We start from the raw sequence: 12,780 nt of genomic DNA on the forward strand, positions 1-12,780 counted from the left end.
AGGCACTCTGCATGTCTAACTCAGCAACTACGCCGGCCGTATCCCTGACTGAACTCGCATCCGTCAGCGTGTTTTTTTCAGAATTGCAAAAAGAAATGACGGCCGCGCATGAAACCTCGTCAGTGGCCGTGCTGGTCATGTCGCTGCAACGCTCCGACCGGATTGCTGCACTTCTGCTTGATGAATATGCGGAGGAAGTGAAGCAGCAGTTTTTACTGCGCGTCCATCCGGTCTTACGCAGCAAAGATAAGTTTGTCTTTGTCAATGAAAACGAATGCTGGTTCATTCTGCCGCAACTGTCGTCCGAAGCCTTGTCTGTACTGGCTGTTCACAGATTACTCAGCGAATTGAATGTGCCGATCAAGGTCAATGAACACACCGTTTTTTTAACCCCAAGCATCGGCATTGCCTGTGCACCTATGCATACGCATTCTGCATTTGCCTTATTACGTGCCGCAGACACAGCGCAAAAACATGCGCATGCTGCGAATCTCAAATTCCTGATGGCAGCGACGGAAGAAAGTAATCAGGTCATCGCTGCCGATCTGCCGAAAATGCTGGGTGAAGTCTTAGATGCCAATAGCTTGATGGTGGTGTATCAGCCGAAAGTCGATCTGGTCTCACGTCGCATGATTTCTGTCGAAGCACTGGTACGCTGGCCTGGCGATCATCCACAAACGGTGCCGACAAATATTTTGATCGATGTCGCAGAACGCACTGGCATGATTGAATCGCTGACACTCAGAGTGCTGAACAATGTCATGCGCGACTACTGCACCTGGAAGGCCGCAGGGCTTGAGGTACTGGTCTGGGTCAATTTATCGACCCGTCTGCTGGAGCTGGAACAGCTCCCCAAAATCCTGCAGCGCGTGTTGAACATCTGGGACGTGCCGGCATCGGCAATTGGTTTGGAAATTACCGAAAGTGCGTTTATCCACGACATAGAACATAGTACCGACCTGCTGTTTGAATTAAAAAAACTCGGTTTCCATTTATCGATTGATGATTTCGGTACAGGATATTCGTCACTCGCCTATCTGCGTCGCTTCCCGATTGATGAGCTGAAGATTGACCGTATGTTCGTGCATGGAATGGCGGGCTCGGTGCAGGACAAACAGATCGTGCAGAGCATTATCGATCTAGGGCATAACTTCGGCTTACCGGTCGTTGCTGAAGGAGTAGAAACGGCTGAGACTCTGGCAGAGCTAGACGCTCTGGGCTGCGATCAGGTGCAAGGTTATTTTTTCGCCAAACCCATGCCCGCCGAACACATACTTGGCTGGCGTGAGCGCTTTCATGCTCAGGCCACTGACGATTAATTGATCTGTTCAGTTCACTCTCTTTCTCCCGCTTCTTCAGCGTTGCCTTATGACTCAAGATCTCACACGTTCTACACGCAAACTCCGCATCGGGCTGATCGCCAATCGTGGTCATCAAGATGCACCCGACTCCGCTTTAGTGCAGTTATTGCGCGGTGCAAAAGCCGCATTGCAAATACTGCAACCGGAAATGATCATCGTCGGCCGCACTTTAGATGCGATTATTTCGCATGGCTTACTCGAATGCTGTCCTGTCCATGAGCGCTTCCCTTATGGCCGGGAAGGCGGTTTGATGAAGCTGGTCTCACGCGTCGTCGACAATGACCCGGCACGTACCGTCGATGCGGTAATTTATCTGATCGATCCGGTCGATCCTTCCTCGATTTTCCCGGAAGCGCTGGCTCTCAAGCGCCAATGCGTCATTCATGGCAAACCCTTTTTATCAACGCTGGCAGCCGCGCGTGAATGGCTGGACCTTGAAGCCTATGCGCTGCAGGCACCGGTCGATACAAGCTTAGATTCCAGCCTGGATTCCAGCTTCGCATTTGCCAGCGAAGGTATTGCGCTGATCGCCCACGACGCCATGAAAAACCGCATGCTGGCGCTCGCCGAAAAACACTTTGCGCTACTCGATCAATTTGCCCATCGTTATGCCACTGGTACTACGGGTGGATTATTGAATCAGCTCGCACAAAAAATCAAAGGGCAGGAAGCCGGCAAGCACTGGGTCCAGCCTTTCCTCTCCGGCCCTCTGGGTGGTGATGCACAGATTGCCGAGCTGGTACTGGACAAGCAAATACGCCGCATCCTGTTTCTCGAAGATCCCCACGTCGCCCGCCAGCATGAAGCGGATATTCAATTGCTAGAACGCGCAGCACGCACGGTAACTGCCTACGCCACCGTGATCAGCGATGCCGACGGCAGTGATCGCTGGCTCAGCTTACTGACCCAACGCGCCGCTCACCCTCGAAGCTGACCACTCATCCCAAAGCACTGGAAAACTCGGTGCTCAAAAAGTAGGATGACGTCACAGGAGGAAACACCCATGAAAACCACTTTGACGACGACTGCTAAGAAGTTCACGACGACACTTGCTACACTTGCTGGCGTATTAGCGATTACACTCACCACGCTAATCACAGCCGGTTATGCATCTGCCGCAAATATTGCAGAGAGCAGCGCAAGCACTAAAGCCTTCCAGGTAAAAATTACCGGTCAGGGCAAACCGATGATCCTTATTCCGGGGCTCGCCTCTTCGGGAGATGTATGGAATGACACAGTTGCTCATTACGCTAGCCGCTACCGCTGCATCGTTCTTACACTGGCTGGTTTTGCCGGCACACCAGCGATCAGCGGCCCGTTCCTGAAACAGGTCGAGGACGAACTCGCACGCTATATCGGTGATAACAAACTCGATCATCCGGTAGTCGTCGGTCATAGTCTTGGCGGTTTTCTCGCATTAAAACTCGCCAGCGATTACCCGGACAAAGTCGGCAAAATCGTAATCGTCGACTCGTTACCGGCAATGGGTGCGCAGCAAATGCCAAGCATCACTGTGGCGCAGTTAGAAGAAATGGCGCGTACGATGCGGGATCGTATGCTGCAAGGTGATAAGACGAAACAAAACGCGAATCGTCGCGTCACCATTGCTACCATGGTTAGCAAGCCTGAGGACATTGAACGTATCGCGATCTGGGGTGACCAATCCGACTCAAACGCCGTTGCAAATGCCATGTATGAATTGCTCGCACAGGATCTACGTCAGGACATCAGCAATATCACGACGCCGACCTTGGTCATGGGTACTTGGATCGCCTATAAAGACTATGTATCACGCAATGTGATAGAAACAGTATTTAAAACTCAGTTTGCCAAACTGCCCGACGTAAACATTGTGCTTGCCGATCATGCCCGTCATTTCATCATGATTGATGATCCCAAATGGTTGTTTGAACAGATGGATACTTTCTTAAAATAATGTTTACCTCGTTTTCTTTGCTGGAATCTGTTTCCGGCATTTCTCGTTCAAGTTCAAAAAAGACGGCTTTGCTATATTGGCTATGCCAGCTCAGTGGTTGGGGATTGCTCTTTCTGATTAACTGGAACTTTACTAGGCAGAGTGGCAACAAAGACTCATCTAGTCTAATGGCCATCTGGTTGTTTGGCTCGCTGACCGGATTAGCCTTGTCACATACCTGGCGACGGTACCTAAAAAATCATTTGCAACTGGGACAACGAAGTAAATTACCTTTACTCCACCTAGCATCCGGAGTTGCAATCCTTGGCAGTATTGAAGTCTTGCTGGTATTTTCAGGATTCATGGTGTTGAATCCGATAGGTACTAGCCGGGACTGGCGACAAGTACCCAATTATTTGCCAGTATGGATCACGGTCTTTTTAATCTGGACCGCGCTATATGTAGCGGCGCAATCAGGTCGTCGCGCACGCCATTTTGAATTGGAAAAATTACGCCTGGAAGTCACTGTCAAAGAAGCCGAATTACGCGCCTTGCAAGCGCAGATCAATCCACATTTTTTCTTCAACAGCCTGAACAGTTTACGAGGGCTTATCTATGAAGACCAGAATGCCGCAGCACAAATGCTGGACAAACTCGCAGGCATGATGCGCTACAGTCTGGGTGCTGGGCAAAGAGAAACTGTTGCACTGCTTCACGAACTGGAGGCTGTACACAACTACCTAGCTATTGAAAAAATTCGTTTCGAGGGACGCCTTGTCTATCGCGAAGAAATTCCAGCAAATCTTTATAATATCGCCGTTCCCGTGATGCTGCTACAAACCTTAATTGAAAACGCAATCAAGTACGGTGTCGAAACAAGTACCGTACCGTGTCCCATTTCACTGACAGTACAGACGCATCCGACTAATCAGGACATCGTGTTGATCAATGTCGCCAACCAAGGTAGCCTGGTGAATCAACCGTCAGTTGCGGTCAAGGCTTTTAAATCGACCAAAGTGGGTTTGCAAAATACAGCGCAACGTTTGCAGCTTTTATTTGGTGAACAGGCTAGCGTCGTCCTGAGCGAAAAGCAGGAAGATCAGAAAAACTGGGTCTATGCCACAGTCACGTTACCTCGACATAAAAGGTCAAATAGCAGATGAAAGCAATGATTGTTGACGATGAGCGACTGGCGCGTGCAGAGCTAAAACGCCTTTTAAACGCTCACCCTCATATTACGTTGATCGGGGAGGCCAGCAATATCATCGAGGCTGAACGGGCGATTATTGATCTGACGCCGGATCTTGTATTTTTGGATGTACAAATGCCCGGTGGTAGCGGCTTTGACCTGTTGAGCCAACTTGACCGCGTTCCAAGCATCATTTTCACAACCGCATTTGACATATATGCGCTACGTGCGTTTGAAGTCAATGCTCTCGACTATTTGTTAAAACCAATAGAATCTGAGCGATTATCCATGGCTCTGGAGAGAGTACAAGCAGCAGCATCCGTGACTACAACATCAACTACGAGCATGGAGAACGATAAAAAATTGTTTATCAAAGATGGGGAACGATGCTGGCTTGTAGATCTGGCGACTGTGGCCTTATTCGAATCCGAAGGTAATTACACTCGCGTGTACTTCGACAATCAGCGTCCTTTGATGCTGCGGTCTCTTAATCAGTTAGAACAAAAATTAGATACAAAAAAATTTATCCGAAGTAGCCGTCAATATATTGTAAATCTCGATTTTGTGACGAGTATGACGAATAATAATGCTGGTGGTTTAAACCTGATTTTGAAGGACGGTAAAAATATTGAAATGTCGCGTCGTCGTGCCGCTGATTTTAGGCAGATGCATCGTTTTTGATTTCACTTTTTCTCTACTACGTAATGGCAAACATCATTTCCCTTATCAAAAATGATGCGCCAAACACCAGGTTGCTCCTGCCGCCAGATCGACGTAAAACTGCCAATTAACTGCCTTTGCACGTCTTTCACCGATCCCGTGAATAAAGCCAGCTGACCGGATTCCAGAACCTCAATCTGCTATGGTTCCCAGGAAAACAGAGCCTCCGTTTTTGAAAAAACCGTACCCACCAATCTGCGACTTGTTGCTTACCATGGAGTGGTGTCGGCCCCGAAAAGAACATTGCCTCGTCAGAAACGAATGTGGAAAATTCCTTCTGGTTTCTGTCGGCCATCGATTTAGCAAATGCGCGCTCGGTATCGGCAACCGGTTGCTAAAGTGTACTTTGTCTATCTTGGGAAGCATGAGCTGATACAACACCATCGCAGGTCATTGCGAGCATGATCACCAAATAGTTTTTCATTTGCATTGTCTATAGTATTGCTTCAGGGCTGGTTGATTCACGTTATTGCCCAGCATAGACGGTGATGATGCAAAACTCAATTGCGATGTAAAAAAGATGCAATCCGTTTTTACGAATTGCATCCTCATTCAACCAATCTCAAACCACCTCAGACAATGACTCAACTAGGCATGCCGTCTGAGACAACTAGGCTGCTGCACTGACCTCAGCAGACTTGCCCGACAGGCGCTGTAAGCGTTGCAAGGTAGTTTCGCCAGTGGTATCGGCCTGACTCACCGATTTACGGATAGCCTCAATCTCTGCTGCCTGATCAAGTGGCTTCTGACCGATGTCGGCCACGATGCGCATTCCTGCGGCCTCGTTGCTGACGGTTTGTGCACGACGGGTCAGGGCGTTCAGCGCGCTTGATTGTCCTTGCATTCCAGACAAATTCGCGAGTTGACCTTGACGCTCTACACGCAATTCCTGCAAATCTTTTTGCGCTTTGGCGCTGGCCAGGTTTTGTAAGGCTTTCTTTGCTGCCGCATCGAAATCCGCTAATTGTTTAGACAAGGCATCAACGATTTTTTGTAATTCGTTCATATACTCTTGTGCGTCGATTTCTTCTTGCAACTCTAACGGTAAACGCGATTTGTTGGCTTCAAGCTCATCGCAAAACAAGCTGACGGTTGCTTCCGAAATCTGACCAGATGCCAGCCGTTCGGCCAAAGTGCCGGAGGCTTTTTCATCATTGGCGATCAGCTCGCGCAGTTTGACAACGTCGGTATGTTCTTTGTCAAAAGCGGCGCGTGCTGTAGCGAGTTTTTGGGCGCTTTCTCTGAGTGTGTCAGCCAGCCGATCACGGTCTGCTTCTGTTGCGGTCTCCGGGTCGAAATTGGCAATCGCTTCGGAGACTTTGTCGCCTAATACGCCAAAGTGTTTGGAGATCAAGCGTGCTGTCAGGCCCCAACCATTCAAATTGCTCATTTTGTATCCTCTCAAGGAATTAAAGGTACTGCGTTGTATTGTAAAAATTGACCGCTCTGCTGCTGTGTTGCCTTGCTACGTAACGATTGCTGATATGCCGCTTATTGGATCAGCAACCGATCCAGTTCTACTGGAATCCCTATCATGAAATCGACGTGGATCTGACGGCGACTGCTGTCACCATCCTGACTTCTGACGATCTCGGTACTAATTAATAAACTCTCGCGCTGTCCTTCCAGTGCACGGCTATACGGCATAAAGATCAGGTCCTGTATCAGTCCATGCTGACCGCCAGCGTCGTCGATCCGGCTTTCCTGAGCCTGAAACGGTGCGACGAAATCACTCAGCGGATCACCGGCGTCACGGCTATAGTCGAGATGACCGGCGTCACCGAAAATGCTGTCCAGACTGGCCTCATCCCAGGCCAAGCCAGTGAGCTGCTCACGCCATAAGGTGTAACTACGGTCACCCAGGCCGTAACCCGCTGATCCCGAATAGGCTTCCTGATCTTCACTACTTTCGGGGATCAGACGAGTTAGGCGGCTGTAGTACATGAGCTCAGAAATATCGCCTGCATCGTTCTGATACAACTGGATAAAACACTCTTTATCATCCTGATCACCGGTCAGCAGGTAATAGCGATAAAGGCTACCGGCAATGTCCAGACGTACCCGGCTGATGGCCCGGATCAATGAGTCTTTCTCTTCCGGCATGCTGATCAGCGACCCCTGGCTTACTGCACGGATGAACGGTGTTTTTTGCAAGTTCACAACGCCGCCGATGCGGGCGCGTAAAGGCAGGTTCACATCTTCACGTGCTGCCTGCTGATGCTGACTTTCAGCACTGGCAACTGCGGTATTGCTATGTTTGCCGAATAATTTTCCGGCATATTGATAGGCGTCTTTCCAGGCCATGATGCGGTTTATACCTTTCCTAAAGTGTAGTTACTGCGAACTTCCTGACGACGCTTGCTGACTTGCCTCCATTGGTAGATCATCCAGCCGAGCCCGCCTAGCAAGGCTGTCCAGAGCGTGATGCGTAACAACGCCCATCCTAAGGATTCGGATTCCTCTGGTTTAGCTTTGGCAACTGTGGCTTGATCTGCGCTTCCCTTATTCGTCGCATCAGCGGTCTGACTGTTGCTATTGGTGTTGTTGCTGTCCATGGGTAGCGTGTCACGGGGACGGTTATCTACATTCACGGTGGTATGCGGACGGCTCATGGCCTGACCCAGCATAAAGCCCATGAACATACCGCCCATCGAACTGTGTTCACGCTGGACAATGATGGTCTGCGGCGCTGCTGATATGGCTGGTGTTGTCGGCGCGCCAGCATTTGCATTACCGGTCCAGTTGGCATTCGCGCCTGCACCTGATTGCGCTGCCGGTGGCGTGTTGCCAAACCCGGTTCGTACCGGCTCTAAAGGCTTGCCCGTCACGCTGAGGTTGCGCTCCGCATCGCTATTTTGGCCATTGCGTGCATCAAAGTTTTTCATCGCCGTCGCTTGCGAGCGGCTATTGTCCATATCGCGGTTCAGGGCTGAAGTCGATTTGGCCGGTGCTGCCGGTGTTGCCGTAGATGACGAGCCAAAACTGCCGAAACTGCTGTTGCCCACTTTGCGGTCGGCAGCGACATTGCCGTTACTGCCACTGATCGTGCCGCTATTACTGCTGCGGCTCATCGCACTTTTTTGCGAAGAGAATCCACCTTTAAAACTATGTGAGGAACCACTCGAACGACTCGCCGTATCGGCATACGCGACATGGCTGATCGAGATCACCGGCATCAGGAGGATCAGGCTGGTGATCATCGCTTTGCTGAGCTGAGTTTTCAGTAAGTTCATTGCGTGCGTCCGTGGTTAAGTTATCTGCAACTCTGTACAATCTGGTCACTCAAAACATTGTGTGAAGATTTGTTAAAACGAAGCATAGTGAGCAAAAAGACAAATCGCATCGGTAATAAAAAGGGAAAATCACCATGACGCGTAAGTACTCGGATATGAATCAGCATGACGCTCTGTATAAAGTAGCGCGTGCCTATCCCGGCGGGCTAGAAGCGCTGGCTGCGCGCCTGGAAGTGTCGGTGAATGTGTTGCGAAATAAACTCGCGCCGGGCATCGAATCGCATTACCCATCGTTTGAAGAGTTATCGCAAATCGTCGAACTATGTCGTCAGGCAGGGGTCAAAGATGCGCTGCTACCCTTGCATGCCTTGTTAGGGCGGCACGGAATGGCCGCTTTTGTGGTGCCGGAACCGGATCAGATCAGCGACGACGATTTATCACAAACAGTCTGTCGCGTGATGAGCCAGGTCGGCAGTGTCGCCGAGGTTGTGTCCGATGCCTTGATGGATGGGGTCATTACCTTAGCAGAAGCCGACCTGATCGAACGCGAATTCCAGGGCGCGCTGACGGCGCTGGGAGAGTGGCGTGCCAGAATCCGTGCGCACCACAAGCGGGAAGACCAAAAAAAGTAAAGCTGTTTTTATCTTGCGTGCATTGTCCTGGTCCGCATACTGGCATGCGGGACCAAACGATTTGCAAAAGAAATACGCGTCTGACGAGCCGGTCAACGCTGCTTTACAATGAGGGGTTATCGTTGTTTCTTACTCCTACATAAAAATATACTCCATATCAGTATATTTTTAAACCCTAGGTAAAACTTGCGGATTGGCTTTGTTTTATATAGTCATAAGGGGGAGTATAGTAAAAATCCGACCTTGCCACCTTCATTACCGTCGTGGTTTGCGCTTTTCTTAACCGGAATCGTGCATGAGAATTTGAGAAAATGATGGATGCATTTGTCGAGATAGTTTTGGCGTGAATTTGGCGTAAATGGGGCGCTCATGGCTAGTTATAAGCAAGCAAGAACCTCAACAAAAGCACCAATGCGCAGTTAGCACTCAAATCTTATTGGGGCGCGCCTAATGAAAAAATGGAAAATTTCGGTTTAAGTCTTATCTTCAGCGTCAACGCTTAGTTTATGAATCCAGATCCCGTCGTACCCCGCCCGCAACCAGCTTCTGTCCGCGATTTATTTATTTCTTTCACCTTACTCGCGCTGCAAGGCTTTGGCGGAGTGCAGGCGATCGTGCAGATGGAATTGGTCGAACGAAAACGCTGGCTGAGCCGCGAAGAGTTCCTCGAAGACTGGGCCGTCGCGCAGATCATGCCGGGACCAAATGTGGTGAATCTGTCGATGATGATTGGTAACCGGTATTTTGGTCTGGCCGGTGCCATGGCGGCGCTAGCAGGTATGCTCACCATTCCTTTACTGATCATCTTATTGCTAGCGTTGGTATATGCGCAGTTTGCCGATCATCCGGGTGTTGCCGGCGCACTGCGCGGCATGGGCGCTGTTACCGCCGGGTTGATTCTCGCGTCCGGCCTGCGTCTGTTTCCGGCGCTCAAATCCAATCCCATCGGACTGACGATTTGCGTGCTGTTATGTGCGCTGTGCTTCGTCGGGGTCGCCTTGCTGCATCTGCCGCTGGCCTACGTTCTGCTGGGTCTGGGCAGCATTGCCTGCACACTGGCATATCAACGCCTGGGGAAATAAATGAGTAGTCCTGCAATCACCGGTCTAGTAAGCGGTCTGGCAAACAGCGCAACCGCTCCCGCCTTGCATTTCAGTATGCAAGCAGGTGACTGGTTCAATCTCCTGCTGCATTACATGATGCTATCGATGCTGTCGGTAGGAGGAGCGATTTCTACCTTACCCGACATGCACCGGTATCTGGTCACGCAACAGCATTGGCTGACCGATGCGCAATTCAATTCCTCCATTGCACTGGCTCAGGCCGCACCCGGCCCCAACGTATTGTTCATCGCCTTGATAGGCTGGAATGTCGGGATGAACACCGGCAATAGCTGGAACGCGTTGCTCGGCATGCTCGTGACCATGAGCGGCATCATGATACCGAGCACAACGCTGACCTACATGGCGGCAAACTGGGGTCACAAAAACCGTGATTTACGCGGTGTTCGGGCATTTAAATTAGGTATGGCACCGATTGTGGTCGGACTCTTACTGGCAACTGGCTGGATCATGGCAGCCGCGCACAATATCCCGTCTAAGGATTGGCCATTGTGGCTGCTGACAGCGGTCTGTTGCCTAGTGGTCTGGCGCACCCGTTTGCATCTGCTATGGCTGCTTGCCCTGGGTGCGATTCTTGGCTGGTTTGGACTAGTGTGAAAGGACTGACTGATTGTAGTTAAGGCGTATGAACATCGGTATCCCTGATTTAGTTATCGACTGGCTTCTTATTTTGTCGGTCTTATGTCGATAAATTTTGTTACATGTGTTTAGGCAGCAATCGGTTATCCTTGGCCCTTCTGAATAAGCTTTATCTTAGGTCTGGCATTATCACTACATGAAGTTTTACGTCGAGAGCAATCAACAGGAATTAGCTGAACCGGGCGAAATCCATCTGCATATCCGCTTCCGCCCAGCCAATGGTCTGGCGGTTTTGCTTGCGTTGCTGATCCATGCACTGCTGCTCTACTTCATCCTGACCCACAAGCCGCTAAAAAAAGAAGGCGACAAGGAACAGCCTGAAAGCGCTATCGTACTGATGCTGGATAAAGATACGATGACCAAAATGGCAAACATCGAAAAGCAAAAAGAACAGCCCAAGCCACGTCCGGCAGTTAAACCAAAACCGATCACCAAACCACAGCCGCCGCAAGAAGCCGTAGCCGACGCACCGCCGACACCTACGCCGCCGCCGGATGCCATTCAACAGCCGGACATGATGAGCATGCTGACCGCCGCCCGCGAACGTCGCCGCGCCGCAGAAGAAGCTGCGACCCAAGAGAATGAAGCTGCACGCCAGGGACCACGCGGCATGAGTCCGCAAGAAGTTGCCGAAGCCAATGTCCGCCGCAGTATGCAGCAAGCGAATAACCGCGAGGGTACCAGCGGAGTATTCCAGATCCTGAGCAAGAGCACACGCATGGCAACTTTCTCTTTCCGGGGCTGGAAACCAAGCCGTCAGAACAGCTTCAAAAAAGTTATCGAAGTCGATGCCGGTCTGGGCGGCAATATCGAACTCGCGATCATCCGTCGCATGATTCTACTGATCCGCGAAGAATATCAGGGCGACTTCAGCTGGGATTCACGCCGCCTTGGTCGCGTCATCAACCTGTCCGCCCGTCCACAAGACACAGCAGAGCTAGAGAACTTCATGATGAAAGAGTTTTTCGGTAATCCGAACGAGCGCTGAGGTAGTATGGCCGGAGCAAAAGTATCCCGGTTGCGCCATACAAATAATTCGACAGTTACTCCTGCCGCTGATCCGGCGTGATATGACCAAACGTAGCGTCGCCGTAAGACCGTATCACTTCAGAAATTACTATGTGGAAGCCCGCATACCAGCGGGCGTACTGGCGCTTGGCCTCCATATGCCGGGGATGCTCTGAAAATGCTTTAAGCGCACCCAGATCTTTCCAGTAATAAATCGCATTATTCCTCTTGCCATCCGACGAGTGCCAGACTACAGCACCGAGAAAACCCGGTAAGGCATGGGCGACTTCTTCAATCAGTTGGTCCAGACGATGATATTCATCGTCCAGACCTTTTACATCGTAGACAAATGATGCGGAGTACATCGTTTTCCTTACGGATAGACGGTGAATTGCGTGGTGATCACACACAAGATCATGCAACCAAACTTATGCAGCATCATTGCTTAATTACTCGAGTTCAGTCAGGCAACTACACCAGACGAAGACGACGCGTGACGTTCGCAATAGCCTTGAGTGCGATCTGTTTCACCCGCTCCAGTAGCAACACCGTCATGCCTGGCTCAGGTAATTCAATCAAAACTTCACAGCGTTTTTGCGCACAGATTTGCAGCCAGCCGCTACGCTGTATTACATAAGTTGCCCCCTCGGCCAGAACAATCTGCGGAACATAAGCACAAGCATCCACACTGAGAGGTGCTTCTTTGATGACGATGCTACCGACGTTCAGATGGAGTTGTGACCCTTGGAATAAGTAGGTCTGATAGGACTGTGCGGACTGCAAGGTAGTGATGTGCATGAGGTACTCCTGTTCTGGAAATCATGTGAATAATCATGTAAATGAGTCTGTCAGCGTGACGGAGACAGATGATGATCAGAATAGGGAAAGCCGTGTGAACATAACAGGCACAAGAAAGTGCTAACTGCATCGGTGCAAACAGAGATTTTTACATCTGTTATTGT

14 protein-coding genes are annotated in these 12,780 nt (G+C 50.4%); 9 read left to right on the plus strand and 5 right to left on the minus strand.

The genetic code is table 11. The features are described 5' to 3' along the window. Window positions 1–11 precede the first annotated feature (11 nt). The 5 genes from ACO0LE_RS04755 (at window position 12) to ACO0LE_RS04775 (ending at window position 5,146) form a co-directional block, all read left to right on the plus strand. Window positions 12–1,319, plus strand: coding sequence for a bifunctional diguanylate cyclase/phosphodiesterase (locus ACO0LE_RS04755; protein ID WP_422959276.1), 1,308 nt, complete (start codon window positions 12–14; stop codon window positions 1,317–1,319). A gap of 49 nt (window positions 1,320–1,368) precedes the next feature. Then, on the plus strand, window positions 1,369–2,295 hold the full coding sequence (locus tag ACO0LE_RS04760; protein ID WP_422959277.1) for a methylglyoxal synthase: 927 nt from the start codon (window positions 1,369–1,371) through the stop codon (window positions 2,293–2,295). Window positions 2,296–2,364: 69 nt separating this feature from the next. Then, the gene (locus tag ACO0LE_RS04765; RefSeq protein WP_422959278.1) at window positions 2,365–3,297 is read left to right on the plus strand and encodes an alpha/beta fold hydrolase; all 933 of its coding nucleotides are present in this window, start codon (window positions 2,365–2,367) and stop codon (window positions 3,295–3,297) included. Continuing rightward, a complete protein-coding gene (locus ACO0LE_RS04770; RefSeq protein WP_422959279.1) occupies window positions 3,297–4,439 on the plus strand; it encodes a sensor histidine kinase in 1,143 nt (380 codons plus the stop codon). The genes ACO0LE_RS04765 and ACO0LE_RS04770 overlap by 1 nt, the downstream gene beginning before the upstream one ends. After that, window positions 4,436–5,146, plus strand: a complete 711-nt coding sequence (locus ACO0LE_RS04775) for a LytR/AlgR family response regulator transcription factor (protein WP_422959280.1) — start codon at window positions 4,436–4,438, stop codon at window positions 5,144–5,146. Before ACO0LE_RS04770 ends, ACO0LE_RS04775 begins: the two co-directional genes overlap by 4 nt. 649 nt (window positions 5,147–5,795) lie before the next feature. On the opposite strand, the gene ACO0LE_RS04780 is transcribed toward ACO0LE_RS04775, so the two are convergent. The 3 genes from ACO0LE_RS04780 to ACO0LE_RS04790 all read right to left on the minus strand — a co-directional run bounded on the left by ACO0LE_RS04780 (window position 5,796) and on the right by ACO0LE_RS04790 (window position 8,418). Next, entirely contained in the window at window positions 5,796–6,575 is a 780-nt protein-coding gene (locus ACO0LE_RS04780) for a hypothetical protein (RefSeq protein WP_422959281.1), read from the minus strand. A 101-nt stretch (window positions 6,576–6,676) separates the two neighbouring features. Further along, entirely contained in the window at window positions 6,677–7,489 is an 813-nt protein-coding gene (locus ACO0LE_RS04785) for a DUF2491 family protein (protein ID WP_422959282.1), read from the minus strand. An 8-nt stretch (window positions 7,490–7,497) separates the two neighbouring features. Continuing rightward, window positions 7,498–8,418 carry a hypothetical protein gene (locus ACO0LE_RS04790; RefSeq protein WP_422959283.1) on the minus strand — a complete coding sequence of 307 codons (921 nt, stop codon included), beginning with the start codon at window positions 8,416–8,418 and terminating at the stop codon, window positions 7,498–7,500. A 134-nt stretch (window positions 8,419–8,552) separates the two neighbouring features. Here ACO0LE_RS04790 and ACO0LE_RS04795 point away from each other — a divergent pair, with 134 nt between their 5' ends. The 4 genes from ACO0LE_RS04795 to ACO0LE_RS04810 all read left to right on the plus strand — a co-directional run bounded on the left by ACO0LE_RS04795 (window position 8,553) and on the right by ACO0LE_RS04810 (window position 11,798). Beyond that, complete coding sequence (locus ACO0LE_RS04795) at window positions 8,553–9,050, plus strand: phage regulatory CII family protein (protein ID WP_422959284.1); 498 nt, start codon at window positions 8,553–8,555, stop codon at window positions 9,048–9,050. A gap of 506 nt (window positions 9,051–9,556) precedes the next feature. Next, window positions 9,557–10,132, plus strand: coding sequence for a chromate transporter (locus ACO0LE_RS04800; protein ID WP_422959285.1), 576 nt, complete (start codon window positions 9,557–9,559; stop codon window positions 10,130–10,132). Window positions 10,133–10,207: 75 nt separating this feature from the next. Beyond that, window positions 10,208–10,768: a chromate transporter gene (locus ACO0LE_RS04805; RefSeq protein ID WP_422959497.1), complete on the plus strand. Its 561-nt coding sequence runs from the start codon at window positions 10,208–10,210 to the stop codon at window positions 10,766–10,768. 178 nt (window positions 10,769–10,946) lie between these two features. Next, a complete protein-coding gene (locus ACO0LE_RS04810) occupies window positions 10,947–11,798 on the plus strand; it encodes a hypothetical protein (RefSeq protein ID WP_422959286.1) in 852 nt (283 codons plus the stop codon). A 55-nt stretch (window positions 11,799–11,853) separates the two neighbouring features. On the opposite strand, the gene ACO0LE_RS04815 is transcribed toward ACO0LE_RS04810, so the two are convergent. Continuing rightward, entirely contained in the window at window positions 11,854–12,183 is a 330-nt protein-coding gene (locus ACO0LE_RS04815; protein WP_422959287.1) for an antibiotic biosynthesis monooxygenase family protein, read from the minus strand. Between the two features lie 106 nt (window positions 12,184–12,289). Beyond that, complete coding sequence (locus ACO0LE_RS04820; RefSeq protein WP_422959288.1) at window positions 12,290–12,616, minus strand: hypothetical protein; 327 nt, start codon at window positions 12,614–12,616, stop codon at window positions 12,290–12,292. Between the last annotated feature and the right edge of the window lie 164 nt (window positions 12,617–12,780).

It is taken from the genome of Undibacterium sp. Xuan67W, assembly GCF_049340165.1.
Classification (GTDB): domain Bacteria; phylum Pseudomonadota; class Gammaproteobacteria; order Burkholderiales; family Burkholderiaceae_D; genus Undibacterium.

Excerpts from the sequence above, each read along its gene's own strand:
- ACO0LE_RS04805 (WP_422959497.1), top strand. The coding sequence starts at position 10,208 with ATGCAAGCAGGTGACTGGTTCAATCTCCTGCTGCATTACATGATGCTA.
- ACO0LE_RS04765 (WP_422959278.1), top strand. The coding sequence starts at position 2,365 with ATGAAAACCACTTTGACGACGACTGCTAAGAAGTTCACGACGACACTT.
- ACO0LE_RS04780 (WP_422959281.1), bottom strand. The coding sequence starts at position 6,575 with ATGAGCAATTTGAATGGTTGGGGCCTGACAGCACGCTTGATCTCCAAA.
- ACO0LE_RS04760 (WP_422959277.1), top strand. The coding sequence starts at position 1,369 with ATGACTCAAGATCTCACACGTTCTACACGCAAACTCCGCATCGGGCTG.
- ACO0LE_RS04785 (WP_422959282.1), bottom strand. The coding sequence starts at position 7,489 with ATGGCCTGGAAAGACGCCTATCAATATGCCGGAAAATTATTCGGCAAA.
- ACO0LE_RS04790 (WP_422959283.1), bottom strand. The coding sequence starts at position 8,418 with ATGAACTTACTGAAAACTCAGCTCAGCAAAGCGATGATCACCAGCCTG.
- ACO0LE_RS04755 (WP_422959276.1), top strand. The coding sequence starts at position 12 with ATGTCTAACTCAGCAACTACGCCGGCCGTATCCCTGACTGAACTCGCA.
- ACO0LE_RS04820 (WP_422959288.1), bottom strand. The coding sequence starts at position 12,616 with ATGCACATCACTACCTTGCAGTCCGCACAGTCCTATCAGACCTACTTA.
- ACO0LE_RS04795 (WP_422959284.1), top strand. The coding sequence starts at position 8,553 with ATGACGCGTAAGTACTCGGATATGAATCAGCATGACGCTCTGTATAAA.
- ACO0LE_RS04810 (WP_422959286.1), top strand. The coding sequence starts at position 10,947 with ATGAAGTTTTACGTCGAGAGCAATCAACAGGAATTAGCTGAACCGGGC.
- ACO0LE_RS04800 (WP_422959285.1), top strand. The coding sequence starts at position 9,557 with ATGAATCCAGATCCCGTCGTACCCCGCCCGCAACCAGCTTCTGTCCGC.
- ACO0LE_RS04775 (WP_422959280.1), top strand. The coding sequence starts at position 4,436 with ATGAAAGCAATGATTGTTGACGATGAGCGACTGGCGCGTGCAGAGCTA.
- ACO0LE_RS04815 (WP_422959287.1), bottom strand. The coding sequence starts at position 12,183 with ATGTACTCCGCATCATTTGTCTACGATGTAAAAGGTCTGGACGATGAA.
- ACO0LE_RS04770 (WP_422959279.1), top strand. The coding sequence starts at position 3,297 with ATGTTTACCTCGTTTTCTTTGCTGGAATCTGTTTCCGGCATTTCTCGT.